This window comes from Maribacter aurantiacus, from assembly GCF_005780245.1.
Lineage (GTDB): Bacteria > Bacteroidota > Bacteroidia > Flavobacteriales > Flavobacteriaceae > Maribacter > Maribacter flavus.
In genome coordinates this window covers 109,605-134,534 of sequence record NZ_VBUK01000006.1, presented here as the reverse complement: position 1 = coordinate 134,534, position 24,930 = coordinate 109,605, and the positions used below count along the sequence as shown (strand labels likewise).

Here is a 24,930-nt window from a genome sequence, read left to right as displayed (position 1 = left end):
TGTTGGCATAAAAATTATCTGAACCTTATTAAATATTTATATTTGATTGGTTTAAATTAACAATTTATCATGAGGAGACTGTTTTTACTATTTTTTGTTTGCTGTGTTTCTATTGCGAAGGCGGAAATTACCCTTCCAAGCATATTTTCCAGTAATATGGTCTTGCAACGGGAATCTACCGTTGACCTCTTCGGATGGGCCCATCCGGGCGAGGAATTTACGATTACGACCGGTTGGGATTCCAAGGTACGTTCCATTAAAACGCCGATAAAGGGCAAGTGGAGAATATCCGTGGAAACGCCGGGAGCTGGTGGCCCTTATGAGATTGCCTTTAAAGGGGCTTCCAATGAGATTCTACTCGATAATATTTTGATCGGGGAGGTGTGGCTATGTTCCGGGCAATCCAATATGGAATGGAGCGCCAATAGCGGATTGGACAATAAGGAGGAGGCCATATCTAGTTCTGATAAACCCACAATTAGGCTGTTTACTGTGGAAAAAAGAACGGCTGATCATCCCCAGGACAATTTGGCCGGGACGTGGCAGGTTTGTTCACCAGAAACCATGCCCGAATTCAGTGCAGTTGCCTATTTTTTTGCCGAACGACTTCAGGAAGAAATGGATGTACCCATTGGATTGATAGACTCCTCTTGGGGAGCTTCCTGTGCCGAAGTCTGGACACCGGAAGAGGAATTCGACAAGTACCCGGCCCTACAAGAGTCCTACGGACTTATAAAGCCCAACCCTTGGGTCCCGATTGAAAAGTCGATTTTGTACAATGCCATGATCGCTCCCTTAACGAATTTTAAAATAAGCGGAACCCTCTGGTATCAAGGGGAATCCAATACGGCCAACGCTGAAAGCTATGAAAATACCTTTGGTACGTTGATCCAATCCTGGCGAAATAAATGGGGTTATGAATTCCCTTTTTACTTTGTACAGATTGCGCCCTATAAATATGGTCGGGAATATGAGGGCGGCATCGTTCGGGATCAACAAAGGAGGACCTTGTCACTTCCCAACACGGGTATGGCCATGACCAGTGATATTTGTACCGTGGACGATATCCATCCTAGAAATAAAAAGGATGTGGGCATCCGTTTGGCGAACATTGCCCTTAAACAACAGTATGATGTTTTAGATACAACTGTCTATGGACCTTTGTTCGATAAGGCCGAAGCTATCGGGGATAAAGTAATGGTTCATTTTTTACATAATGAAGGGCTTACCGTGAAAGGAAAAGACTTGGAGCATTTCGAGGTTTTATCATCGGATGGAACTTGGTATCCGGCGAAGGCGAAAATCAAAAATGGTATCGTAACCGTACAGGCAAAAGAGGCAAAGGAGCCAAAAATGGTTCGATATGCTTATAGAAGTACGGACGTTCCAAATTTATTCAATTCGGTTGGTTTACCTGCGTCAACTTTTATAAGTGAGGAGCTTTAATTTAATTCATTGGTGTACGGGATTTTCAAGAAATGGAGTATAAAAACATCAGGATTCATGAATTTATACTTCCAAACAGAGAAATGGCTAATTAGATTTTGAATAATTCTATAAATTGTACTATAAACCAAATACCAAGTTATGCAGATAAAAGAATCCTCCGAAGTGTATGATGTAATTATTGTAGGCTCCGGGGCCGGTGGCGGAATGGCCACCAAACAATTGGCGGATGCAGGACTCAACGTAGCCGTTGTTGAAGCGGGTCCGTTTTTTGACCCAGCGGACCCAAAAACGATGACCCAGTTAAAATGGCCATACGATTCGCCAAGAAGAGGTGCCGGCACCGATCGGGCCTTTGGGGAATGGGATCAGTCTTGGGGCGATTGGGAAGTGGAAGGAGAGCCCTATACCCATGAGGAAGGAACCGAGTTTAAATGGTGGCGTGCCAGAATGCTTGGAGGACGTACCAATCACTGGGGGCGTATTTCACTTCGATTTGGACCAAAGGATTTTAAAGGGAAATCAAGGGACGGTCTTGGCGATGATTGGCCTATAGGGTATGAGGATATAAAACCTTATTATGACAAATTGGACAAGCTCATTGGGGTCTTTGGGACCAAGGAAGGCCGTGAGAACGATCCAGACGGTTTTTTTCTTCCTCCCCCAAAACCAAGGTTGCACGAATTGTTTTATATCAACGGGGCAAAGAAAACAGGTATTCCGGTGATACCTGGCCGACTTTCCATGTTGACCAAAAGAATCAATAACGAACGAGGCGTATGCTTCTATTGTGGCCAATGTGGTCGCTCTTGTCAGGTATATGCGGATTTCTCCGCAGGTAGTTGCCTTATCTTTCCGGCTCAAAAAAATGGAGGCAAGGTAAAACTCTTTGTCAATTGTATGGTGCGCGAAGTGACTACCAATGAGGAAGGCAAGGCGACTGGAGTTTCTTACATCAACAAGGAAGATAGAAAAGAATATAAATTAAAAGGTCGGGTCGTCGTTCTGGGTGCATCCGCCTGTAGTTCCGCTAGGATACTTCTTAACTCAAAAAGCAAGCAGCATCCCAATGGATTGGGCAATAGCAGCGATGTCGTAGGTAGATATTTGCACGACTCTACAGGTGCCAGTGCATCTGGGGTAATACCGGGTCTTTTGAACCGAAAGGTCTCCTACAACGAAGACGGGGTAGGAGGTATGCACGTCTATTCCCCATGGTGGGGAGACAACTCCAAGTTGGATTTTCCCCGCGGCTACCACATTGAGGTTTGGGGCGGCATGGGACAACCCAATTACGGTTTCGGTTTTGATCCCAACGGCATGAATAAGTTTTTCGGATTAAAGGTTGGCGGATATGGTGATAGTCTACGGGACGATGTAAAGAAATATTACGGTTCGGTCATTGGATTTGGAGGTAGAGGGGAAGCCATCGCCTTCAGGGAAAACCGATGCGAAATAGACCCCACCACCGTAGACAAATACGGTATCCCTGTCCTAAAATTCAATTACAAGCACTCTCAGTATGAAATCAATCAGGCCAAGCACATGCAGGATACCTTTGAGGAACTGATCCATAACATGGGCGGTATCCCATTGAGTGAAAAACCCGGGAAGGACCAAAACTACGGCCTGTTAGCTCCTGGACAAATTATTCACGAGGTAGGAACGACCCGTATGGGGGATGACCCCAAAACTTCCGTGACCAATAAATTTCAACAATTGCACGACTGTGATAATGTGTTCATTGTAGATGCGGGACCCTTCGTATCGCAAGCGGACAAGAACTGTACGTGGACGATCATGGCCTTATCCTGGAGGGCATCGGACTATATAATCGATCAATTAAAGAAGCAAAATATTTAAGAAGATGGACAGAAGAAAGAGTTTACAGACCCTACTTCTTGGTGGGGCAGCGGCAGGATCGGGACTGGTTTTCAATTCCTGTAAAACGGAAACTACGGAAGCCGTAGACCAGGCCATTACGGAAAGTAGCGACAAATATTTTGGAAGGACCCCTGCAGAGCTGGAACGTTTGGAAAAACTACAGGCGGAACAGTTGTTCAACGAGCATGAAATGGAAACCATTGCCGCTTTGAGCGTGGTTATCCTTCCGCCAAAAGAACCCCATGGCGGACCCATAGAGGCGGGAGTACCCGAGCTGGTGGAATTTATGGGCAAGGATATTCCGGAGATGGCTCCTACGTTGTTGGGCGGACTCATGTGGTTGGACCATAAGAGCAATACGGAATTTGGCACCGAGTTTAAATCGGCCACCTTAGAGCAGAAAAAACAGATCTGTGATGCCATTTGCTGGCATGATACTGAGAAGCCATTATCCGAACAGCCTTTGGAAATTCAATTCTTCTACATGATGCGGGGCTTGACGGTTACCGGTTACTACACCTCCAAAGTGGGCATAGCGGATTTGGGTTACAAGGGCAACCAGCCCAATGTCTGGGACGGTGTTCCGCAGGATGTGCTGGACCAACATGGCGTAGCGTATGACCCGGAATGGATTGCTAAATGCGTGGACCAAAGCAAGCGAAACGTCATTGCGGAATGGGACGATGAAGGAAACCTTCTAACCTAATTACAAAGAAAATGAAGAAGCTTTTAACGGTAATTGCTATTGGATGTATGGCGTTCGGCGCTAGCGCCCAGGAAGTCGGGTTGCAATTGTATAGCCTTAGAAACCAGTTTAAGGAAGATGTTCCCGGAACCCTAAAACTCATCAATTCATGGGGAATCTCAAAGATTGAAGGTGGCGGTACCTATGGAATGCCTTTAGAGGACTTTCAAGGACTATTAAAGGAGCATGATCTACAGGTTGTGAGCGTTGGAGCGGATTTCAATGATTTGGAAAAAAATGTGGACAAGGTCATCCAGAATGCCAAGGATTTCGGGGCTAAATATGTCATGTGCGCATGGGTTCCCCATGATGGGAACAATTGGGCCTTGGAAGAGACCAAACATGCCACGGATGTTTTCAATACGGCCGGAAAGCGCTTGAAGGAAGCGGGTTTGACCTTGACCTATCATGCCCACGGCTATGAGTTTAGACCGTATGAGGACGGTACGTTCTTTGACTATATGGCCAAGAATGCAACCGATTTCACCTTCGAACTTGATGTGTATTGGGCAAAACATGGTGGGGCCGATCCGGTAGCGCTCATGAAAAAGTATCCCGGGAAAATGACTTTATTGCATTTAAAGGACATGGAGCATGGTGTAAAGGGTAATAATACCGGCCATGAGGATGTAGAGACAAACGTGGTATTGGGAACGGGACAGGTGGATATTGCCGGAGTGGTTGCCGAAGCCAAAAAACTAGGTCTGGAATACATGTTCATTGAGGACGAATCAAGCCGGGTGGTGGAGCAAGTTCCCCAAAGCCTGCAATTTTTGGAAAGTCTTGAATAGTTCAAAATCAATAGATTGAGTAAAAGCCGTTCAGCAGAAACTTTGAACGGCTTTTTGTTTGTAAAAACCATATATTTATGGGATTATCGATTTAATCCTATGCCTTCTAAATATCTGATTACCCCATTACTAGCTTTTTTATTTTTTGGTTGTTCCGAAAAGGAAAAGGACAATCGAATTATGGACTCTCATGACCTTCCCAATATCGTTTGGCTGGTTGCCGAAGATCAATCCCCGGAATGGTTTCCCATGTATGGGGATTCCACGATATCCTTACCAAATTTGGAATCGCTTGCAAACGACGGAGTCGTATTTACAAATGCCGTGGCTCCGGTTCCCGTATGTGCCCCGGCCAGAAGCTCCATTATTACTGGCATGTATCCCACGACCTTGGGAACCCATAATATGAGAACACATAAACCCTGGGCGCCAATCAATGAACCTCTATTGGATAGCTTGCCCAGCTACTCCCCTGTGGTGCCGGAGGGAGTGAAAATGTTTCCAGAATACCTACGAAAAATTGGTTATTACACCGCCAATGGTCCTAAGGAGGATTACAATTTTGAAAGGACCGATGCGGCTTGGGACGAGAGCAGCGGGGAACGCCATTGGAGAAAACGTAAAGAAGGTCAGCCATTTTTTACCGTGTTCAATTTTGCTGTGTGCCACGAGTCCCAAATTTGGAACAGGGGCCAGGATTCACTTTTTGTCGATCCGCAAAATGTACAGGTACCTCCTTATTTCCCGGATTCGGAGGTAATCAGACATGATTTGGCCGTGAATTATAGTAACCTGAAGCGTTTGGATGACCAGATTGGAGTGGTTTTGGAAGACTTGAAGGAAGACGGCCTGTATGAAAACACCATTATCTTTTTCTATGGTGATCATGGGGGACCCTTCCCTCGACATAAAAGGGCCTTGTACGATACAGGGGTAAAAGTGCCCTTGATTATCAAATTTCCCAAGAACGAGAACGCCGGAAGTTATGATGACCGTTTGATAAGTTTTATCGATTATGCCCCAACACTACTTTCGCTAGCAGGTATTGAACCGCCAAAAGTCATGCAGGGCGTGGCACAGTTTGGGAAGTATGAGGTTAAAAAGAAACCCAATTATACGTTCCATACGTCAGATCGGTTTGATGAAATTTATGACCGATTGCGCGCCGTACGTAGCAAGCGCTATAAATACATTAAAAGTTACAATACGGAACTAAGTCACGCGTTGCCCGTTTCCTATCGCGAGCAAATGCCGATGATGCAAGCGTTACGTACACTTTATAACGAAGGAGCCTTGAACGAACAACAGGCAGCTTGGTTGCATTCCACCAAACCGGAGGAGGAATTGTACGATTTGCAAAACGACCCTTATGAACTGGACAACCTCGCAGGAAATCCCGATTTGCAGGATACGCTCATCTTCTACCGAAACATTCTAGATGAATGGATCAAGGAAAGTAAGGATTTAGGTGGAATCCCGGAGCGGGAACTTATCGCCCAATGGCTCCCCGATGGAAAAGCAAAGCGTTTGCCTCCCTTAGAGGTTGACATGAAGGATTCCGTCGTCCAGTTGATTTCCCCGCAACGGGACGCTACGATTGTTTGGAAACTTCCCCAGGATTCCATTTGGAAGGTCTACGTAAAACCGTTATCTAAAGATTTGAATTTTGAAGCCAAGGCGGAACGAATTGGTTATTTGGATAGCGAAATTTTAAGAATGGAATAGGCTAGTAACGTCCCGCTTTTTGTAGTGCTGAACTCAGCACCAATACGGTACTTTCAAAACTCTTTTTGAGCAGGGTATCGGCATCCATGGAATCCCAGTATCCCTTGTTGAAAAGCTCCACGGAGAATCCGCCCCTAAATCCCGCTTCATACAGTTTTGGAACGATGGAATCGTACGGGCAGACCCCTTCCCCGGGTAACACACGGTCGGCATCCGTTAATTTATCGTAGGAGGGTTCAGAGGGATAGTCGTTCATGTGCATTACGGGCAATTTGGCGCCGTTGAGTACATCGACCGTATCCCAGGAATTTCCACCGCGATGCACATGATAGAAATCCAAAAGTAGGGACGCCTTTGGATGGCCTGTTTCTATGATAATTTGTGCACAGTCAGACACCTTGTGCAAGGCCCCCATGCCCCAAAGTTCTAGGACGGGAATCACCCCGGTTTCCGCCTCCAAATCGAGAATGGCACGGTAGCGTTCCGCATATTCGCCCATTTTAGAAGGTTCCAACTTGGAAATTCCCATAACGGGTGCCGCGATATGTTCGCCGCCCAATTCCTTAATGATCGTCATCTCCTTGCGAAGTTGTTCTAGGGCGTTCTTCCTTTTTTCAGGGTCATCACTGCACCATTCCGAAAAACCAATGATATTTTCCAATCTCAGGTTACCGGCCTGCAATTTTTCCCTTAAGGCTTGTGTGGTGCCCCCTTTTTCCAAATAGGTCATGATATCCCGCATCCATAATTCAATTCCATCAAAACCGGCAGCGATTACCTTTTCAATCTGGACATCAACCGGAAGTTGGTATGCCATTAAGGTCGAGGTATTTAGGCTTACCCTAAACGGGAGCGAATGTTTGGGTTCCTGTGCATCCCAACCGACTTCTTGTGTAAAAGTATTGCCAAAGGCCCATCCCGATGAAGCCGAGACAGCGAATAGGGTACCTGTTTTCAATAGGTTTCTGCGGGAAATATTCTTGGTCGACATAAAAATGGTTTAAGTGAGCACAAAATAGAAAAAAGGATTCACTCTATGCGTTCAAATTGCAAAAGTCGGACATCCGGGCCTGTACTTTTTATTCGGTCTAGTTTTAATACGAGCGGCATTCTACCGGCATTCAATTCCATTACGCCCATATTCAACGGTTTAAAATCCTTTACATAGGATTCCATACGGGCTACCCGGTCGTTTTCCATGCCTTTGAGCGGCGGGTCGTATACTTCTGAAATTGTAGTCCTTAAGGTATTTCTTCCTTGTTGTAGCAGGATTTCGGCACCCGAATTTCCCTCGGGTATGGTATAATAGAGGGTAACTTGATAACTTCCTTTTTTTAAGGTTTCTACATCCCAGTAAATGGAATCCTTGGTCTGGGTCCAATTCGTAAAGAACGTGTTGTTGGGAAATCGGTTACTACGCTCAATGTCTCCTGTTGCCATTGCATCCCTGGCGGGTAGTTGGGTAAACTTGAAATTGGGATGGCCCAAGGTAAAGGGTCGGTCGTCCGTTTCCTTGGTGAGCGGAGGGTATTTTGACAGCCATTTCAGTTTTTCTTGTAGTAGCGAATCCCGAATTTTGGGGAGTTTTTGGGCAATATCCAATTTTTGTTCGGGGTCGCTGACCATATCGTACAACCGGTTTTCATCATCCAAACGGTATTGTTGGGTTCTTAAACTGGTGCGCCCGGCCCAGTGGTTGTAAATAATTCGGTCCTTGTAGTCCGAATTTGGTTCGAAAATCCACGGGGCCAAATTTATCCCATCGGCTTTAAATTCGGTATCGGTAATATCCAACAACCCCAATAGGGTAGGGGTGATATCGATGGACCCACCAATTCTTTCTACTGTGATACCCGGTTTGATATGGTCCTTCCATTGGATAAAAAAGGGCGTTTTAACACCGCCTTCATCGGTAGCACCTTTTTTGCCCCGCAATCCGCCGTTCCACCGCCATCCATTGGGGCCATTGTCCGATAGATAAACGACAATCGTGTTTTCCTCCAAAGCAAGATTTTTTAAAGCCTTTGAAATCCGACCTACATTCGCATCGATATTTTCCACCATGGCCAAAGCGGCCCGTGTAAATTGAGTGTCTTCCTCCTCCGGATTTTGATAGTTCATCACAAGTTCTTTGTCCTTGAATCGGTTCCAATACGCATCCGGAACCTGCATGGGACTGTGGGGCGTATTTAAAGGAAGATAGACAAAGAAGGGTTTATTTTTGTGGGTTTGAATAAAGGAAATGGCACGATCGGTTAGGTCATCTGCCAAGAAACCATTGCCTTGGACCAATTCTCCATTGTGTTCCAACAGCGGACTAAAATAGTTGCCCCAGTGCCCCGAGGCGAATCCATAAAATTCATCAAAACCTCTGGCGTTGGGATTATATGGCGGTTGCATGCCGTTGTGCCATTTTCCAAAAGCGGCGGTTTTGTATCCGTAGTTTTTTAATATTTCGGCAATCGTGGGTACACCAATGTCCATTCGCTCGCCGCCTGCCGAGGTATCATGCACCCCAAGTCGGGTAAAATAGTTTCCGGTCAAAAGTTCCGCTCGAGTAGGGGAGCAGACAGGTTGTACGAAGAAATTGGTAAAGGATACCCCTTTTTTGGCAATGGCATCGATATTGGGAGTGTTCAGATTGGTATTGCCATGAAAGCTCAAATCGCCCCATCCTTGGTCATCGGCCATGATTAAGACGATATTGGGTCTTCCTTCATCGCTTTTTTTTGCCTCTTGAATCTGTTCTTTGCAGGACCATAAGAGTCCGAAACAGCAATACCAGATAATAAAAATAATTGGACGCATACATCAATTTTTAATACTTACTCCTATCACCTAACCCCTAATCCCTAACTTCTATCTACTTCTTAATCGCCAATCCCACCATGGAATCTGCCGTCCCATAGTACAGAAACCATTGGTCCTTAAAATAGACCAATCCTTGTATAAAGGTGGTTCCGGCCTTGTATTGCCCGCTGACTTCATGGGGCAAGCTGGGGCAAATGAAAGGGATTGCCAGTCGTTCTAGCATCTTGGTTGGGTTTTCTTTATCAAAGAGTACCTGCCCGCCACAATAGGTGCCTTCTGGATATTGGTCGGTTGCACCTTCGCCGGAAAGATTCTTTCCGTTGTACAACAACAAAATCCCATTTTCTGTATATAATGCAGGGGGTCCAGGTTCGGTCAGGTGACTATCGAATTCGTTCAAGGTCGGTTTAAATACATGAAGGAGTTCGCCATTTTCATCGAGTAGGGGTGTCCAGTCTATGCCGTTTTCACTTTCGGCAAGATTTACAAAAAGTTCTCCCCAATACATGAGGTATTTACCATTGAACTTTTTGGCGATTAAACGGCCATTGGTTAATTCCGTCACTACGGAACCCGACTTGCTCCAAACATCCAAGAATTTACCGTCGTAGGCCCTTTGAAATATGGGGCCATGGTTGGTCCAATTTTTCAAATCATCTGAAGACGCTACCGAAAGTCGGGCTACATCCTGATTCCAACTGGTGTAGTACATAAGATACGTACCATCAGGCGTTTCTACGATCCTAGGGTCTTCCATGCCCCCCGGATAATCCCATTTCTTGAATGCGTCGTCCTGTGGAAAGAAAACCGGTTCCGGATATTTGGTGAAATCAATACCATTGGTACTATAGGCAAGCCCGATTCTTGAGGTGCGTCCACCTAAGATTGCATCGGGGTTATCCTCGGCCCGAAACAGGAGATAGACGGTATCGTTTTTTACAATGGCCCCGGGATTAAAGACATCCGCCTTTTGCCAGCGAACCTCATTTTGGGTAATTGGGTCGGTAAATATGTAGGTGGAATCGGGAATCATGATCGGATTTTTTTCGGCCTTTTCAAAACCTAACAGCCATATGGAAGCAGGTTCTTCTTGAGGTGCGTCCGTTGGCTCGGATTTGTTTTTACAGGCTAAAAAAAGGATTAGAATACTAACGAGGGAAATTCTTGAACACATAATTTGGGTTTGATTTTTCACAAGCTTCAATTTACGCATAATTGCAAGAATCGGCATTAAAATTTAAAACCCTGTTTTTAAGGCGAGCAGCTTTTAGGAAGTTCCCTCAATTAGATGTAATTTAAGCGCAATAATTGCAAGTATGAAATACCTTTTTGGAATGCTTTTCTGTCTATTGATTGTTTCCTGTAAGTCGGGAAATAAAAAGGAAAAGGAGTCAGTAATCCCCGAAAAAATACATAAAAAGGATACCATGATCGAGGAAGCACCAGTTCAGGAAATCCGACTAAAAAGTTTTGATGGTCTGGCCGATACTACCTTTATTAGGCTGGCCGACTTTAGTGATGACTTTGCCTATGACATGCGCTATGCCACTGAAAATAACTTCTTAAAGGCCAAGGTATATAAATGTGCCGAATGCTACACCCGGGTCAAAACCGCGAAGGCCCTAATTGCCGCTAATAAGGACTTTTTAAAGGAAGGTGTAAAAATAAAGTTCTACGATTGCTACCGGCCCAATTCCGTTCAGTACAAGATGTGGGAGATTGTTCCCAACCCACAATATGTGGCGAATCCGGTAAAGGGTTCCATTCATAATAAAGGAGGGGCAGTGGATATTACCTTGGTGGATATGGAGGGGAAGGAATTGAATATGGGAACCGATTTTGATTTTTTCGGGAAAAAGGCCTATCATGATACTACGGACCTTCCCCTAGAAATTTTGGTCAATCGGAAATTTTTAAAGGAAACGATGGAAAAGCATGGCTTTTGGTCCATACGCACGGAATGGTGGCATTATAACCTCGCATCGGCATCCAACGATAAAATAGCCAACTTTACCTGGGACTGTGAATAAATTGACTTAAAAAATGGAAATGATCAAGAAGCTTTTTTATGGTGTTATAGTTCTAATTTGTATGACAATCTCCGCACAGGATACCATCATGCCCCTTTGGCCCAACGGCAAAATACCAAACCACGTTAAGAGCGAGGAGAAAGAGACTAATAGAGAAGAAGGTATTCTCATTATCAGTAAGGTGCAAGACCCCACTATTGAGGTGTATTTGCCTTCTGAGCGCAATGCCACGGGAGAAGCTATGTTGATATTTCCGGGTGGAGGTTATGGGGTTCTGGCCTATGACTGGGAAGGAACGGATATTGCGAAATTTTTAAATGGAAAAGGCATTGCCGGTATTGTGGTTAAGTACCGATTGCCTTCCGAGGTATCGCAAGTGGACAAGCACAATGTGCCCCTGATCGATGCCCAACGCGCCATACGTTTGGTGCGTAGTAAGGCCGAAAGTTGGAATATCAAATCGGATAAAATAGGAATTATAGGATTCTCAGCAGGAGGACATTTAGCTTCTACCTTAGGGACGCATTACAATGAAAAGGTGTATGAGCCTTTGGACACAGTGGATAAACTAAGTGCCAGACCGGATTTTATGGCTTTGGGGTATCCTGTAATCACTTTTGGAGGCAAGACCCACGGAGGGTCCAAGAAAAACTTGATTGGTGAAAATCCGTCCGAAGCTATGATCGGACACTTTTCCAATGAAAAACAAGTTTCTGCGGATACACCTCCAACCTTTTTGATGCATGCCACGGATGATGGGGCGGTTCCCGTTGAAAATAGTTTGTTGTTCTTTCAAGCCTTAAGGGATAACGGCGTCTCAGCTACCATGCATATTTACCCGAAAGGTGGCCATGGATTCTCCTTGGCAAGTAAAGATAATCACTTAAGGGGCTGGACGGAACGAATGTTCGAATGGATAGAAAGTCTACGATAGTATACCCAAAATATGCAGTAGAAAATCCATTATGGCTCCAAACTACTGCAAACACACGCTTTTTGCTGTTTCTTAATTTCACCATAGCGGTGCTATGCTAAAATTAAGAAAACACTTGTGTTTAATGTATTTTGGACCCTCACAACGAAGTCCTAATGCATAATTTGGGTTTAAAATTTGCAAAAAGATAGGGAGTAATCTATTTTACTTTTTTATTTTTGCCATCCAATTTCGGGATGTAGCCCTTCGACACTTCGTCTGCGCTCAGTGCAGGCGAGCTCAGGATAAACTGCACTACAGGATGTTCTGGCAAGGTCTTAAAACTACAAGGCCAACATATGTTTGGTTCTTATATTGAAGTTTCGGGATGTAGCGCAGTCCGGTAGCGCACTCGGCTGGGGGTCGAGTGGTCGCAGGTTCAAATCCTGTCATCCCGACTGAATGTCAAAGTGAACTGTGAAAACAGTTCACTTTTTGCTTTCAAAGGAGTCGCAAACAAAATTGGTATAAATATTTGAAAGCAAAAAGTGCGAAGGCGGGAGCCTTCACTTTGTCATTTGCAATGAGGGTTTTGAGGATTATCTAAATCCATTACTCCAGTAGATTAAAATCTTTCGCATTTAGCTAAATTAAAGCGAAGCTTTAATTTGCAACAATAGCGGTGTAAAAGGATTCTCCAAAACTTTGCCCTCTTTAGAAATAATAAAATTCCAACTTTATTATTTCCGTCATTGGAGGTATAAGGGATTCTTTTAATCCAACTTTCTTGAAAAAAATCAAAGCTAAATTAGCTATGAGCGTTTTTTTGACTTGCCAAATCAATCTTTTGATTTGCCACTTTTTAAAATTTCAATTTTAAATAACTAATATTTTCTACGTATATTTTGTTAAAGTATAGAATTTATAATTAGGATGAGTATGAAAAATGTTGAGGCATTTAAAATAAGCTTAGACAACCTAAAAAAAATATAGATTACTAATTATTTAAAAGTCGGCTGCGGATTGGCCTTAAAATAGGTTCATCTAAAGCCAAATATTTTTTATTGAATAGGATAATTGATTTATCACTTTCCACCATTTGCCTGCAAGTCCGAAATGCAAAGCGCATCCAGCGGTGGAACGGAACCTCCGGTCAACATGTTAAGCAATCCTTCTCCTGTTTCGGCTGTCCAGAACATGAGACAGTTTTCATTCGTACAATGCCTACCATGCTCGATATCTTGGTGATTTGTCTGCATGGTAGTTCCAGCATTTACTAACCCGAGTAAATGCCCCATCTCATGATTTACCACAACTGTTTCCAAAGTGGACAAACTGGGAGCCAAAGGTTGATTGCTAAATTCTCTTATAGTCTGCTCAAAAATTACAAATGAGGTATTACGATAAGCCACACCTAATACCGAACCGTTTTCGGTATTTTGGTCATACTCGCCGTCTATAAAGATACCGCTTACCGCAATCGTCCCTTTCTCATTGAATTTACTGCGATGCGTGTCCTCTAAATTTCTTATGTCCTGTATAGAATAAAATTCTTGGTCTACCTTTTCAATTTGTCGCAGAATAATTTCAATTCCTTTCGGCTTGTTCAACCGGGCTTCCAAGAATTCCTTAAAATTATCCAAAGTTGTAGAAGTTGGGTTCAGTTCGCCCACATACAATATTTCCAAAATCAACTTTTCAAAACTACCAGATGATAAAAGATCGTTCGCCGAATCCCCTACACTTTTTTTATTTACAGAAGTGTCCACTTCGATGGGGTTTCCATTCTCATCTTCAATAATTTCGGTGCTATTTCCTGTATCCTTTGAACAGGAAATAAGAACTGAGAATAATAGGAGAATAATTTTTAGACTTTTAGTTCCCATAGTTATTGAATTACTTGCTTGACAAACAAATAGTCGACATAAATAAAACGTGATTCATGTACTGAAATTGTATTTCTAAAACAATTCACAAAGGAAAAAGAAAGATGGCCGCTAATATTTATAGTGTTATTGGCACATATTGGCATCTTTCCTTATTGTGGATTTGGCTTGTCTAAAAAATTCTAATTCGAAAAGAGGAATTTTAGGCCCAAAATAGTTAAATGGCTTAACGGATTAAAGAACAAATGATTAAGTAATTCGAATAGTGGCGTAAGGCTTATTTTGAAAAATTTTAACACTTTTTATATAGGGAAAATTCACTTTCGGATGTTATATAGGTCCAAATCATAAAAATTAATAGACATGAAAAATCATTTAAAAACAGTAACGATCGCATTAACAACCATATTCCTCATGACTTCGTGCAGTAAGGATGATAATGGGGGTTCGGAGATGGGTGCTGAATCTTATGAAACTACTTTCATGATTACTGATGCACCAATCGATAACGCCAATGTTGAGGCGGTCTTTGTTACGGTTTCTGACATTAAGGTAGATGGTACCTCCTTAGAGGGTTTTAACAAAACAACCTTCGATTTGGCCGCTTTGGTCAATGGACAGACTAAAACTTTAGGAAACTTGCAGTTAGAAGCAGGTTCTTATTCCAATATTGAATTGGAGTTGGACTATGATATGGATGCCTCGGGGAATGCCCCAGGCTGTTATGTAGAGATGGTCAATGGAGAAAAGGATAAACTGGAGGCCGCTTCCAACAAAATAAGTATCACTGATTCTTATGAAATATTTGCCTCCAATACCAATGAGATAATTATAGATTTTGACCTAAGAAAGACCATAAAGGAAGAACAGGGAACCGTATCCAATAATTTTGAATTTGTCACAATGGCAGAGCTGTCAGCAGGTATACGTACTCTTAACAAGGAAACTACGGGAATGATTTCCGGAATTGCCAACGATGTCCAAAATACCTCCGATAAAATTATTGTATATGCCTATGAGAAAGGAGCATTTAATGCCGAAGTGGAAACAAATGGGAAGGGAGATAGCAACGTAACTTTCGCAAATGCTGTTACCAGTTCTGAAGTAAGTGGACTGAACAATGAATACAGCCTGAATTTCTTGGCTGAAGGTGAATATGAGCTGGTCTTTGCCTCATATAAAGAGGAAGGTGACGTGGTTAGCTTTAACTCACTTTTGCAAGTGGAATCGACGACTGGACTTAATCTCGGGGCCCTCTCCGTAACTTCTGCTATTCAGCTAAGTGCCAATGTTACGATAACTGGTACGAAATAATCAAATTTAGTGTTTCATCATTTATGTTTTTAGCCCCTTGTATTGCAAGGGGCTAATGCTTATTACCTATAATGTCATTCTAATTGGATTAATTTAAGTATTTCATACACCAAATTTAGCGCTCCCTTTGAAGCTTCCAATTGATTTAAAGTGCCTGATACATAGGTGTCCAATTGCGGGCAGTACCATAAAAAGGAGGCGGTACTACCCGTGTGGCCGATTACTTCTAAATTTGAATCATTATTATAAAGCTCTTTAAAGGATACTCTTCTAAGTCCGTAACCGTAATCCATTCCAACGGTTTCATACACCCATTGCTGCATGTCCTGACGGGTTTCTTTCTTTACCAATGCATCGTTGTTGAATCCCTGAAGGAATCGGGTTAAATCTTGGGTTGTTGCGACCAGACCACCTCCACCCCAATCGGCACTTAAACTTTTTAGCGTTGATAGCTCCGCATCGCCAGCATAAAATTCGGCCATGGCCATTTCATTTTTCAACGGCGATGATTTTAGATTGATATAGGAACCGTTCATTCCCAAAGGCTTAAAAATATGCTGTTTAAAAAATTCGTTCAAGGAAAGGCCGCTTACCTTTTCTATCAGCAGTGCCAACAGCACATATTCCGTATCCGTATAATCGTAACCCTCACCCGGGGCAAAATGGGGTACCATCTTCTCTTTTGAAAACTCAATGAGTTCCTCGGGAGACCATATCTTATCGGTATTCATTAACAGTTGATTAATGATATTGGGACTACCATCAAGGGTGTCATCCGTAAAATAGTCCGGTAAACCTGATGTATGCTGCAGAAGATGCGCTATGGTAATGTCTTTTGAGTACTCATTTCCATCCAATACGTGCAGCTTTTCAATCAGTGATTTTGGTAGATGTTGGGCGATTTTATCTTCAAAATTCAGTTTCTTTTGGTCCTTTAACATGCTTACAGCGGTAGCCGTGAGCATTTTGGTAATGCTGGCCGTATAAAATGGAGTATTGATTGTTAAAGCATTTTCCGAATTCACGGTACTTTCCGCCAACCGAATATCAATTCCTTTGGATTTTGAATAGACGTGCAGAAAAGCACTTTTGATAGGCTCCTTTTCCAATTCGGCCGAAAATAATTCCACAACCTTCTGAGGTCCGGTCTGCTGACCAAAAGTCCATATGGAAACAAAGAGTACTATGGTTCGTATTACCTTATTTTTCATTGTATTGCTTTCGTTATGTAAGATACTCCATTTAAAATAGTCCCTTATTAGAACCAACTGAACCCTAGCCCGATGTTAAGGCTTACTGCGTCCCTATGCGCATCTCCTGCTAAAAAAACCCTGCCCAGTACTAGCTTGGACTGAACATTCAGTGCAAAATTATTCTTTTTGTAGATCTCATAGCCCGTACTGGCCATCACGGCACATCCAAAATTCCAATCATCGTTTTCGTTGTCCTTAATGTCGTAGAGTGCTGGTGAATCTACGGCCAAACCTATACCTCCATGAATCCACCAACGGTCTTTTACCCAATATTGTAGGGAGGGTATAAAGCCTCCAAAATGTCTGTCATTGTCCTGAAATTCGTATATGTTTCCCGGTAAAGAGACGGTAATGGCGAGATTGTCGTTCAACATATGGCCAAACTTTACATCTGGAAAAACAAACGTTCCCTGGGCTTTGTCAAACGTTTGATTACCAGCACTATCTTCTATACCGATGATACCTCCGCCTACTTGGAATTCTAAGAAGAAACCGTCCCTCTGTGTTGTTGTTACAGAATGTGTGTTTTGTGCATACGTTATACTTGATACGAATGCAAAGGCTACACAAGCCATTTTAGGTAAAATTTGTTCTTTAATTGTTTTACTCATGCCTTTGTTATTTAATTTTAATAGGTATTCGTGAATCTTTAATTTCATGATTGTTCGTTTTTTGATTGTTTTATATTGATGTTACAAAGTTGGGATACCTATTCAAGCAAATCGTCTTGAATTATAATTTGAAACCTAACTATTCCTTTTACTTTGGATTGATTACTTGTTTGCCTTCGCCAAGACATTATATATCAAGTTTTGCATTTCTACGGATTTGTACATCGGTATTTGATGACCCACATTTTTCAGCCGAAACAGTTGCTTTTCGGGTGCTTCTAGTTTTTTATAAAATTTTTGTGTGAGTTCAAAACCGGTGGTTAAATCGTCCTCTCCTATGATTACATATACGGGGATTTTAAAATGGGTTCCATGCTTTATTGCGTTAATGCTATACAGTTCTTTATAAAGGGGCATCCATTGTGGCTCCCATTCCTTAAAGAATTTCATGTATTGCACAAATTCATTTGCTGGAATGGGAGTTCCCTTGTAATCACTGATCCATTTAAATTGAACGGCCATATCCTCAACATTTTCATAAGGTATATGTACAGCTTTAAGTTGCCCAACGGCTTTCTTATTGTTCCGTTCCCTGTAGTGTTTTAACAGTTTGGCTTGGGCCGTGTTTTGACTTTTTTGATTATCCAATACGGGACTAATGGCCACCAATGAGGCTATTTTATTTGGATATTCTGTTGCCAAATGGAACCCTAAAACGGTTCCCCAAGAATTGGCTACCACTATCATTTTGTCTTTATGAAACGCTTCCAATAGATATTCAAAGATGTCCTCGGCATCTTGTGTCATAATCGAAAGGGTGGGCGCTTTTAAATTACCGAGCGTCGATTTTTCTGATCCTCTTTGGTCCCAATGGACCACCAAGAAATGTTCTTCCAGAATATGGGTGATTTGTTCCCTGTGGGATGCGCTCGCCGCTCCAGGCCCACCATGTAAATACAGCATAAGGGGCTTGCTTTCATTCCCTTTGATACTGATGAATTGCTTACTGTCCCCAATTTTCACAAATTGGGTGGTATCCACACGTTTTGAATCAAGCCTAGGGCTTTGCGCGATTAAAGTACAGGATAGCACAATACAAATTGCTGTAAATAGATATTTCATTGTGTAGTAGTTAGAAAATCGTTGTTAAATCACTATACTCCAAAGTCTTACTTGATGTCCCATCGAGGACTGTATCGCTTTGGGGTTATTTTTAAAATTTGATTCCAACGTACAGATTCGGTTCAAAAAGGAAATAGGATTTCCATCGATTGTCCAATTGTTTAAAGGCGTCCGGGGTATTGGTATCGAACATCCAATTTTGAAAATGGACCTGGGGCTCAATAAAAATGCGCTTCTTTTTTCCGAAAGCAATATGATAACCTAGATGGTAAGACGTGTAGAGCTTGAATCCATTGGCTATTTTTTCATTGTTTAGGTCTAGATAGGTTTTGTATTGCGGTAGCACTTCTACCGTAGCGAACAATCCTTTCCAGAGCATGCGTTGGTATGAAATTCCAATACCCGTTTCACGTAGGTAGCCGGGATAGAACTCACTTTCGGAATCTATTTTATCCAATAGTCCATCCCACCACTGTATGCCCATGGGCTGAAACAACCTCCAAGTGGCGAATTTTACACCGATGATGTTTTTGGAATCCAATTCGCGCTTCACATGAAGCTCAATATGTTGTGTATTTGTTCTTTCGCCTCCTTTACCAATATTACCTAGGATGATGGCAGGAAAGCTCACCCGGTACTTATAATCGGAACCATTACTCAATACAGATTCCTTGTTACCCTGTGAAAAAATACTTAACGTGCAAAGTGTTAGACCGATGATGAATAGTTTTTTCATTGTAATGTGTTTTAAATTTTTGTTTTTGATTCGTAATGAATTGATGAGGCAAAAAAACTGTACATAGGAAGGCGCATCGTCCTGAATTATGATTCCAAACCTTTTTGTTTTCCCTACTATTTCTAGGTTTTAGTATCGGGAAAGGAAAAGTTGGATGAACAAAAAAGGCTTAACACTTAAAGTGCTAAGCCGTCTGGAACATACTATGTAAGTTTTTAAAACAACGCTTCCGGATTACTGGTGAGTTTCCCTAGATTTTGGGTGATTTTTTCTATACCCCAATGCCACCATTGTAGTTCCAATAACTTGGAAATGGTAGCCTGGGAGAAGCGTTTTTTAATTGGTTTTGCAGGATTGCCCCCCACAATGCTGTAAGGTTCCACATTTTTTGTAACCACTGCCTTTGTGGCAATAATGGCACCATCTCCTATGTGTATTCCCGGCATAATCGTTGCCCCGTGGCCTATCCATACATCATTGCCGATAATGGTATCCCCTTTTGTGGGATAGCTTTTACCCTCCATGGCGTTTTCCCAGGCACCTCCAAATATGGCGAAAGGATAGGCCGTTGCGGCTTCGGTGAGATGATTGCCCCCGTTCATAATAAAGGTAGCACCGGAGGCGATCATACAGAACTTCCCTATGATGAGCTTGTCCCCAATAAAATCGAAATGGTATTTGACGTTTTTTTCAAAGTTGGCAACATCTTCAAAATCATCGTAATAGGTATAATCCCCAACAATGATATTCGGATTTGTAACGATGTTTTTCAGAAAACAAAGCGTCTGGTAGTTTGGTAAGGGGAAACGAGTATTTGGGTCGGGAGCTTTCATGGATTACGTTTGGATATTTTAAATAAACTTAGCGCTAAAATAAGGGTAAGCAGGGCTTGCGATTTTTCAAAAATAGTTTCTGCCAGCAGATTACCAAGGGTATTGAGTATAAAATATACGGAAAACACCATTAACCATCTATTTAGGGTTTTCTCTTGCCATTTGTTGGGAATTACTTTGGTTTTCATTAGAATCACACTGCCTAAAAACAACATAACCAAAAGCGCTACCCATTCTAAAATTAGGATTGTTTTGGGTTCCATTATTTTTCCTCCCCAAACCACATGGGATGGGATGAGTTGCAATAAAATCAGTATGTGAAATAGAACGTAGGCCATTACAATACCCAGCGCAGTTCTTCCAAAAACGTTTATTTTTTTCATTTTGGTCAGATATTGTTTTGAACTACTTCCTTGTAAAAATCCTCCAAATGATGGGTCCCAAAACAGGGGGCAATACAATCCTCTGCCATTAAGGTGAGAAAAAATTCGATGGGTCCATAGGTTTTGACACTGGTAAAAGTTCGCAAAAACCAAATGGTCAGTTTTCTGGACCAATCCGGCAAATGCACCATTTTAACGGGTTTGTTCAAGGTTTTTAGTGCAAGTTCACTTATTTCATTCAAGCTTAAAACATCCGGACCTCCAATAGACAGTTCTTTGTTGCCTTCATCCAAGGTAGCTACAATGGCCCTTGCCAGGTCATCGCCATGGATAGGATTGAATTTTTGATGGCCGGAACCAAACAAATAAACACGTCCCGATTTCGCCATTTCTAAAAAATCCTTCATATCCGAGAAAAAACCATTCGGTCGTACGATGGTATAATGCAATCCCGAAGCTTTCAAAGCATCCACAAACTTTTCCTTGGCTTCAAGGATTTTTAGATTGCGGTGTTTGTCCCCGTTAATGGCGGACACATACACAAAGTGTTTTACACCCGCCTTTTTAGCTTCTTCCAACAAATTCAAATTGGCCTGATAATCCACGTCCATGTAGGTAAGACCGTCTTTTTGCCTGGTGATGCCCACGGTAGAAATTACGGTGTCAATGCCCTTACAGATATCACGTAAGGTTTCAGGTCGTGTTACTTGGGCCTGTTTTATTTCCAAATAGTTCTCATGGTCATTTTGCAAGCTATCGGGATTGCGCACAATGGCTACAACCTGATTTTTCCTTTCGATGAGGACTTTCAATAAGAAACCACCCAAATAGCCTGTAGCGCCTGCCAATAATACGTTGGTATGTTTCATCACTAATAAAGATTTAAAGTGTTTTTCAGTCCAGTTTTCTTTTAAAAATATATCGGGTTATAAAAATCCCATTATCGTCATTTCTGCCTGCGTCACTTTCCACGGCACTGGTTACGAATACCAGATCCCAACCTTCAGTAAGCATGTCCGTCAGTTTTGATGAAATCAAGGCATCGTTCGCTACAATATTTTGAAAGCGTATTCCGCCCAAATTGTAAAAGTTCAACAGTTTCGTTTCCTCAAAGTTTTTGACCCTAATGTCCTTTCTCTTTGAGGTATTCCGGGTATTGTCGTCTTCTGTTTGCTCAGAAGTGAACTCTTTGTAGTCCCTATCATCGTTGGAAGAAAGCATACGTGATCGGCCCAATCCGCTGGAAACAATAGATTCTACACTTGTTATGACCTTAACTTCATAGTCTTGCTGACTAAAAACTGGATTTGTACAAAATACGTACAAGGCCAATAATACTACTAATTTTTTCATGTCTCTATAATTGAAATGTTTTTAATTAAACGCTGTGGTCAATAGGTGTTCTATAATGGTGTTGCGCTGCGTTCCCGTATCGTCTTGCTGATTACTTAACAGTACAATCGTAGCATCATATTCCGGTATAAAACCGATCATACTCCAATAGCCATTAATATCGCCACCGTGCCAGTACATGGTGGTACTGCCCTCTTGTGTGGTAAACCATCCCAAGCCAAAATCCACATAGCCACTTGGAACATCTTTGGCAAGTATTTCCGACCTTTCAGCTTCGGTAAACCAATCCGTTTTTACGGCATTTGTCCAAGTTTCCATATCGCTTGGCGTACTACTGAAATAGCCTGCCCCAAAAGGGATGTCCATAGGATACGAACTGTTAGGACTTCCGTCCAAATAACCCTGTGCATGGGTATCGCTGTCAATCTCATCCCTCCCTTTGTAGGATTCTGACATCCCTAACGGATTGAAAATTTTCTGCTGCACATATTCGTGATAGGGCATCCCTGATACCTGCTCGACCAACAAGGCTGCAATGAGATAGTTTGAGTTGCAATACTCTTTGTTGGACCCTGGTGTAAACTCGAGTCCATTTTCAAGGATCAATTCTTTGATAAGATCATAAATAGTGCCTTCATCCAAGGTTTCCCCTTGTTCGTAAGCACCTTCAGCCAGTAATTGATACTCCGGTATACCGGATTGATGGGATAGTAACTGTGCAATGGTAATTTGATCACCATTCGGGAATTCGGTATCAAATTCATCCAAGGTTTGATCAAAGCTTTGGATCAACCCATCACGTTTCAATTGCACTACCGTCGCTGCCGTTAGTGTTTTGGTAACCGAACCTATTCGGTACCCTAGGTTATCACCTTGGGGCAGTTCCGTGTCTTGATTGGCCCATCCAAAACCCTGGCGTACCAAGTCCTTCCCGTTTTTGGTTACAATGGCATAGCCTTGAAACCCGATATCGGTGAGGACAGTTTCAATGGTGGTTTCGTTGGGATTGGGTGAAATTGTATCGTCTTCTTTAGAACACGATGTAAATATTAGTACAGTGGCTACTATAAAAGGTAGTAAGAATTTGTGTAAAGTTGTCATAATTGTTCGTTTTTTGATTTATAATTTTGATGCAAAGATTGACGGTAAGTACAAATCAATCGTTCTGAATTATAATCTGAAACGAACTAAGGAAGATGAATCATGAATTGGTCTTCATCCAAGCCCTAGGGGTTATCCCCTCTATTTTTTTAAAGTAGGTATTGAACACACTTTTGGAATTGAACCCGCTATCATAGGCCAATCCAAGAATGGTCAAATGTGAGTTTTTGGGGTCCAGGGCAATGGATTTAAAGCGTTTTAGTCGGTATGAATTCACAAAGTCATTAAAATTTAGATCAAAGGCGGTATTGATCAGGTAGGATATTTTATTGGTGTTGAACCCTAGGACATCGGCCACGAATTTTAAACTCAATTGCGGATTCAGAAAAGGTTCCTCTTCCTCAAAATAGGTAAGCAGTTCCTCTTTTAAGGCCGCTATTTGGGAAGCATCTAATATAGTAGGTGTCGATTTTTCTTCCTCTTCCACGGGGGATGCAATATCCGAAAGGTACAGGTTGGAATGGTGCAAATCCGAAAAACCTACCATTCCGTGTAAGGGTTTCAAAAAAGGTTCTTGCCTGTAATTGATGATTTGGCCACGCCTGCGGTCGATCATTTCCTGCAAACGGGAAAAACCCAGCGCTTTATGGTTGGAATTACTCAATATATAAAGGTCGTAGGGAACAAGCATGGTTTCGTTGCTTTCACTAGCTGTCCATCGTGATACAATTTCCTTCGGGACTTCAACAGGCTTTTCATTGATAAGTTGGAACAACAATTTTTTCTCTTGGACTAGTGGCGTTTCTTTTATAAATTTTTCAAACTGCTGTTCTTGGTTTAGCCATATCAAACAAAAACACTTTAAATGATGCGCTAAGGCCAATTCCGGATTAATAGTTAAGGCATAGTTTACACCTTCCAAGGCTTTGTCAAATTGACCTTGATAATAGCAGATATGGGCAAAAGTGTAATGATTGTTTGCCGAAAGCGGGTCTACATCCAAAAGTTTGTTGGCATATACTAAGGCCTCGTCAAAAAAGCCGAGGGCAATGAAGAGTTCCGCCATAGCTTCCAAACCATCGATGTGATTCGGATTAATGGCCAAGACTTTATTGATATGGATGTACGCATTTTTAAAATCCCATTCCTCCCAAAAAAACTTACCAACAAAAGACAACGGATATTCTGGCAAGGAAGTGTCTATTTCTTTGGCGATCAAAAGATTGTCAATGGCCAAATCCATAGCTTCTTGGTAGGGCATATACCCCCACATGGCCAATAATCCGTAGCATTGCAAATTGGCATAATAGGCTTTCGCATAATTTTTATCCAATGCAATGGCCTGATCATAATAGGTTATGGCCTCGTTAAGGCTTTCCGGGGTCCATTTTAATTGTAATGATCTTCCTTTTAAAAATAATTGATAGGCATCAATATTGTTTGTTGGTTGATTGATCAAATGCTCCTGAACTTCGAAATGTCCAAAATTGTTGCGGACCTCGTCCGCAATCGCTAGACTGATCTCATCCTCCAAGTCAAAAATATCGATTAATTCACGGTCAAATTTTTTGGACCAATAATGGGTACCTTGGGCAACTTCAATGAGCTGTGCCGTAATCCTGACCCTTTTGTCGGACTTTTTGATACTCCCTTCAAGAATGGTATCTACGCCCAATTGCCCACCTATTTTGCGTATATCGATGTCTTTTCCCTTAAAGGCAAATGAAGAGGTTCGTGCAATTACTTTGAGCTGATCGATTTTGGTAAGTGCATTTATAATCTCCTCCGTAATTCCATCACAGAAATACTCGTTCTCAATATCGTTGCTCATATTGACAAAAGGTAAAACTGCTATGGACTGCTTACTACTCATTAATTAGGTAAGCAAGGTGGCATCTCAAAGAGGAAATACAAAAGAAATCAATATAGCCACTTGCCAGGGTTCAAACACAAAACATAAGGATAAACTTAATATTTTATTTTTCAACTAAAA

The 24,930-nt window shown here is 42.2% G+C and carries 22 protein-coding genes and 1 tRNA gene; 9 read left to right on the top strand and 14 right to left on the bottom strand.

Features of this window, described 5'->3' with window-relative positions:
- Positions 1 to 69 precede the first annotated feature (69 nt).
- The 5 genes from FEK29_RS11540 to FEK29_RS11520 all read left to right on the top strand — a co-directional run bounded on the left by FEK29_RS11540 (position 70) and on the right by FEK29_RS11520 (position 6,591).
- A complete protein-coding gene (locus FEK29_RS11540) occupies positions 70 to 1,446 on the top strand; it encodes a sialate O-acetylesterase (RefSeq protein WP_138258592.1) in 1,377 nt (458 codons plus the stop codon).
- A 141-nt stretch (positions 1,447 to 1,587) separates the two neighbouring features.
- The gene (locus FEK29_RS11535) at positions 1,588 to 3,309 is read left to right on the top strand and encodes a GMC family oxidoreductase (RefSeq protein WP_138258591.1); all 1,722 of its coding nucleotides are present in this window, start codon (positions 1,588 to 1,590) and stop codon (positions 3,307 to 3,309) included.
- Between the two features lie 4 nt (positions 3,310 to 3,313).
- The gene (locus FEK29_RS11530; RefSeq protein ID WP_138258590.1) at positions 3,314 to 4,036 is read left to right on the top strand and encodes a gluconate 2-dehydrogenase subunit 3 family protein; all 723 of its coding nucleotides are present in this window, start codon (positions 3,314 to 3,316) and stop codon (positions 4,034 to 4,036) included.
- A gap of 11 nt (positions 4,037 to 4,047) precedes the next feature.
- The gene (locus FEK29_RS11525; RefSeq protein ID WP_138258589.1) at positions 4,048 to 4,866 is read left to right on the top strand and encodes a sugar phosphate isomerase/epimerase family protein; all 819 of its coding nucleotides are present in this window, start codon (positions 4,048 to 4,050) and stop codon (positions 4,864 to 4,866) included.
- Between the two features lie 99 nt (positions 4,867 to 4,965).
- A complete protein-coding gene (locus FEK29_RS11520) occupies positions 4,966 to 6,591 on the top strand; it encodes a sulfatase family protein (protein WP_138258588.1) in 1,626 nt (541 codons plus the stop codon).
- Position 6,592: 1 nt separating this feature from the next.
- On the opposite strand, the gene FEK29_RS11515 is transcribed toward FEK29_RS11520, so the two are convergent.
- The 3 genes from FEK29_RS11515 to FEK29_RS11505 are packed head-to-tail and all read right to left on the bottom strand — an operon-like array spanning position 6,593 to position 10,576.
- Positions 6,593 to 7,582, bottom strand: a complete 990-nt coding sequence (locus tag FEK29_RS11515) for a sugar phosphate isomerase/epimerase family protein (protein WP_138258587.1) — start codon at positions 7,580 to 7,582, stop codon at positions 6,593 to 6,595.
- Between the two features lie 38 nt (positions 7,583 to 7,620).
- Positions 7,621 to 9,399, bottom strand: coding sequence for an arylsulfatase (locus FEK29_RS11510; RefSeq protein ID WP_138258586.1), 1,779 nt, complete (start codon positions 9,397 to 9,399; stop codon positions 7,621 to 7,623).
- A 55-nt stretch (positions 9,400 to 9,454) separates the two neighbouring features.
- Positions 9,455 to 10,576, bottom strand: coding sequence for a glycoside hydrolase family 130 protein (locus tag FEK29_RS11505; protein ID WP_138258585.1), 1,122 nt, complete (start codon positions 10,574 to 10,576; stop codon positions 9,455 to 9,457).
- Between the two features lie 142 nt (positions 10,577 to 10,718).
- On the opposite strand from FEK29_RS11505, the gene FEK29_RS11500 reads away from it, so the two are divergent.
- From FEK29_RS11500 to FEK29_RS11490, 3 genes are all read left to right on the top strand, one after another.
- Positions 10,719 to 11,432, top strand: coding sequence for a M15 family metallopeptidase (locus FEK29_RS11500; RefSeq protein WP_138258584.1), 714 nt, complete (start codon positions 10,719 to 10,721; stop codon positions 11,430 to 11,432).
- A 19-nt stretch (positions 11,433 to 11,451) separates the two neighbouring features.
- Complete coding sequence (locus tag FEK29_RS11495; RefSeq protein ID WP_138258583.1) at positions 11,452 to 12,366, top strand: alpha/beta hydrolase; 915 nt, start codon at positions 11,452 to 11,454, stop codon at positions 12,364 to 12,366.
- 363 nt (positions 12,367 to 12,729) lie between these two features.
- Positions 12,730 to 12,803: transfer RNA gene (locus FEK29_RS11490), tRNA-Pro, on the top strand.
- A 627-nt stretch (positions 12,804 to 13,430) separates the two neighbouring features.
- Here the strand turns inward: FEK29_RS11490 and FEK29_RS11485 are convergent.
- Entirely contained in the window at positions 13,431 to 14,231 is an 801-nt protein-coding gene (locus FEK29_RS11485; RefSeq protein ID WP_138258582.1) for a membrane metalloprotease, read from the bottom strand.
- Positions 14,232 to 14,594: 363 nt separating this feature from the next.
- Here FEK29_RS11485 and FEK29_RS11480 point away from each other — a divergent pair, with 363 nt between their 5' ends.
- Positions 14,595 to 15,545 (top strand): DUF4382 domain-containing protein, encoded by a 951-nt coding sequence (locus FEK29_RS11480; protein WP_138258581.1) that lies wholly within the window; start codon positions 14,595 to 14,597, stop codon positions 15,543 to 15,545.
- Between the two features lie 74 nt (positions 15,546 to 15,619).
- Here FEK29_RS11480 and FEK29_RS11475 read toward each other — a convergent pair whose 3' ends face one another.
- The 10 genes from FEK29_RS11475 to FEK29_RS11430 form a co-directional block, all read right to left on the bottom strand.
- Complete coding sequence (locus FEK29_RS11475; RefSeq protein WP_138258580.1) at positions 15,620 to 16,756, bottom strand: serine hydrolase domain-containing protein; 1,137 nt, start codon at positions 16,754 to 16,756, stop codon at positions 15,620 to 15,622.
- A gap of 47 nt (positions 16,757 to 16,803) precedes the next feature.
- A complete protein-coding gene (locus tag FEK29_RS11470; protein WP_138258579.1) occupies positions 16,804 to 17,409 on the bottom strand; it encodes a hypothetical protein in 606 nt (201 codons plus the stop codon).
- 162 nt (positions 17,410 to 17,571) lie between these two features.
- The gene (locus FEK29_RS11465; protein WP_138258578.1) at positions 17,572 to 18,531 is read right to left on the bottom strand and encodes an alpha/beta fold hydrolase; all 960 of its coding nucleotides are present in this window, start codon (positions 18,529 to 18,531) and stop codon (positions 17,572 to 17,574) included.
- A gap of 91 nt (positions 18,532 to 18,622) precedes the next feature.
- Positions 18,623 to 19,267 carry a hypothetical protein gene (locus FEK29_RS11460; RefSeq protein WP_138258577.1) on the bottom strand — a complete coding sequence of 215 codons (645 nt, stop codon included), beginning with the start codon at positions 19,265 to 19,267 and terminating at the stop codon, positions 18,623 to 18,625.
- 215 nt (positions 19,268 to 19,482) lie between these two features.
- Complete coding sequence (locus FEK29_RS11455; protein WP_138258576.1) at positions 19,483 to 20,100, bottom strand: CatB-related O-acetyltransferase; 618 nt, start codon at positions 20,098 to 20,100, stop codon at positions 19,483 to 19,485.
- Entirely contained in the window at positions 20,097 to 20,483 is a 387-nt protein-coding gene (locus tag FEK29_RS11450; protein ID WP_138258575.1) for a hypothetical protein, read from the bottom strand. The genes FEK29_RS11455 and FEK29_RS11450 overlap by 4 nt, the downstream gene beginning before the upstream one ends.
- Before the next feature lie 5 nt (positions 20,484 to 20,488).
- The gene (locus tag FEK29_RS11445) at positions 20,489 to 21,352 is read right to left on the bottom strand and encodes an SDR family oxidoreductase (RefSeq protein WP_138258574.1); all 864 of its coding nucleotides are present in this window, start codon (positions 21,350 to 21,352) and stop codon (positions 20,489 to 20,491) included.
- Between the two features lie 25 nt (positions 21,353 to 21,377).
- Complete coding sequence (locus FEK29_RS11440) at positions 21,378 to 21,836, bottom strand: hypothetical protein (RefSeq protein ID WP_138258573.1); 459 nt, start codon at positions 21,834 to 21,836, stop codon at positions 21,378 to 21,380.
- 21 nt (positions 21,837 to 21,857) lie between these two features.
- Positions 21,858 to 22,937, bottom strand: coding sequence for a serine hydrolase domain-containing protein (locus FEK29_RS11435; protein WP_138258572.1), 1,080 nt, complete (start codon positions 22,935 to 22,937; stop codon positions 21,858 to 21,860).
- 100 nt (positions 22,938 to 23,037) lie between these two features.
- Positions 23,038 to 24,810, bottom strand: a complete 1,773-nt coding sequence (locus FEK29_RS11430) for a helix-turn-helix domain-containing protein (RefSeq protein WP_138258571.1) — start codon at positions 24,808 to 24,810, stop codon at positions 23,038 to 23,040.
- Positions 24,811 to 24,930 lie beyond the last annotated feature (120 nt).

Bases quoted from the DNA above. Each gene is read 5' to 3' on its own strand.
- FEK29_RS11540 (WP_138258592.1), top strand. From the start codon at position 70: ATGAGGAGACTGTTTTTACTATTTTTTGTTTGCTGTGTTTCTATTGCG.
- FEK29_RS11535 (WP_138258591.1), top strand. From the start codon at position 1,588: ATGCAGATAAAAGAATCCTCCGAAGTGTATGATGTAATTATTGTAGGC.
- FEK29_RS11530 (WP_138258590.1), top strand. From the start codon at position 3,314: ATGGACAGAAGAAAGAGTTTACAGACCCTACTTCTTGGTGGGGCAGCG.
- FEK29_RS11525 (WP_138258589.1), top strand. From the start codon at position 4,048: ATGAAGAAGCTTTTAACGGTAATTGCTATTGGATGTATGGCGTTCGGC.
- FEK29_RS11520 (WP_138258588.1), top strand. From the start codon at position 4,966: ATGCCTTCTAAATATCTGATTACCCCATTACTAGCTTTTTTATTTTTT.
- FEK29_RS11515 (WP_138258587.1), bottom strand. From the start codon at position 7,582: ATGTCGACCAAGAATATTTCCCGCAGAAACCTATTGAAAACAGGTACC.
- FEK29_RS11510 (WP_138258586.1), bottom strand. From the start codon at position 9,399: ATGCGTCCAATTATTTTTATTATCTGGTATTGCTGTTTCGGACTCTTA.
- FEK29_RS11505 (WP_138258585.1), bottom strand. From the start codon at position 10,576: ATGTGTTCAAGAATTTCCCTCGTTAGTATTCTAATCCTTTTTTTAGCC.
- FEK29_RS11500 (WP_138258584.1), top strand. From the start codon at position 10,719: ATGAAATACCTTTTTGGAATGCTTTTCTGTCTATTGATTGTTTCCTGT.
- FEK29_RS11495 (WP_138258583.1), top strand. From the start codon at position 11,452: ATGATCAAGAAGCTTTTTTATGGTGTTATAGTTCTAATTTGTATGACA.
- FEK29_RS11485 (WP_138258582.1), bottom strand. From the start codon at position 14,231: ATGGGAACTAAAAGTCTAAAAATTATTCTCCTATTATTCTCAGTTCTT.
- FEK29_RS11480 (WP_138258581.1), top strand. From the start codon at position 14,595: ATGAAAAATCATTTAAAAACAGTAACGATCGCATTAACAACCATATTC.
- FEK29_RS11475 (WP_138258580.1), bottom strand. From the start codon at position 16,756: ATGAAAAATAAGGTAATACGAACCATAGTACTCTTTGTTTCCATATGG.
- FEK29_RS11470 (WP_138258579.1), bottom strand. From the start codon at position 17,409: ATGAGTAAAACAATTAAAGAACAAATTTTACCTAAAATGGCTTGTGTA.
- FEK29_RS11465 (WP_138258578.1), bottom strand. From the start codon at position 18,531: ATGAAATATCTATTTACAGCAATTTGTATTGTGCTATCCTGTACTTTA.
- FEK29_RS11460 (WP_138258577.1), bottom strand. From the start codon at position 19,267: ATGAAAAAACTATTCATCATCGGTCTAACACTTTGCACGTTAAGTATT.
- FEK29_RS11455 (WP_138258576.1), bottom strand. From the start codon at position 20,100: ATGAAAGCTCCCGACCCAAATACTCGTTTCCCCTTACCAAACTACCAG.
- FEK29_RS11450 (WP_138258575.1), bottom strand. From the start codon at position 20,483: ATGAAAAAAATAAACGTTTTTGGAAGAACTGCGCTGGGTATTGTAATG.
- FEK29_RS11445 (WP_138258574.1), bottom strand. From the start codon at position 21,352: ATGAAACATACCAACGTATTATTGGCAGGCGCTACAGGCTATTTGGGT.
- FEK29_RS11440 (WP_138258573.1), bottom strand. From the start codon at position 21,836: ATGAAAAAATTAGTAGTATTATTGGCCTTGTACGTATTTTGTACAAAT.
- FEK29_RS11435 (WP_138258572.1), bottom strand. From the start codon at position 22,937: ATGACAACTTTACACAAATTCTTACTACCTTTTATAGTAGCCACTGTA.
- FEK29_RS11430 (WP_138258571.1), bottom strand. From the start codon at position 24,810: ATGAGTAGTAAGCAGTCCATAGCAGTTTTACCTTTTGTCAATATGAGC.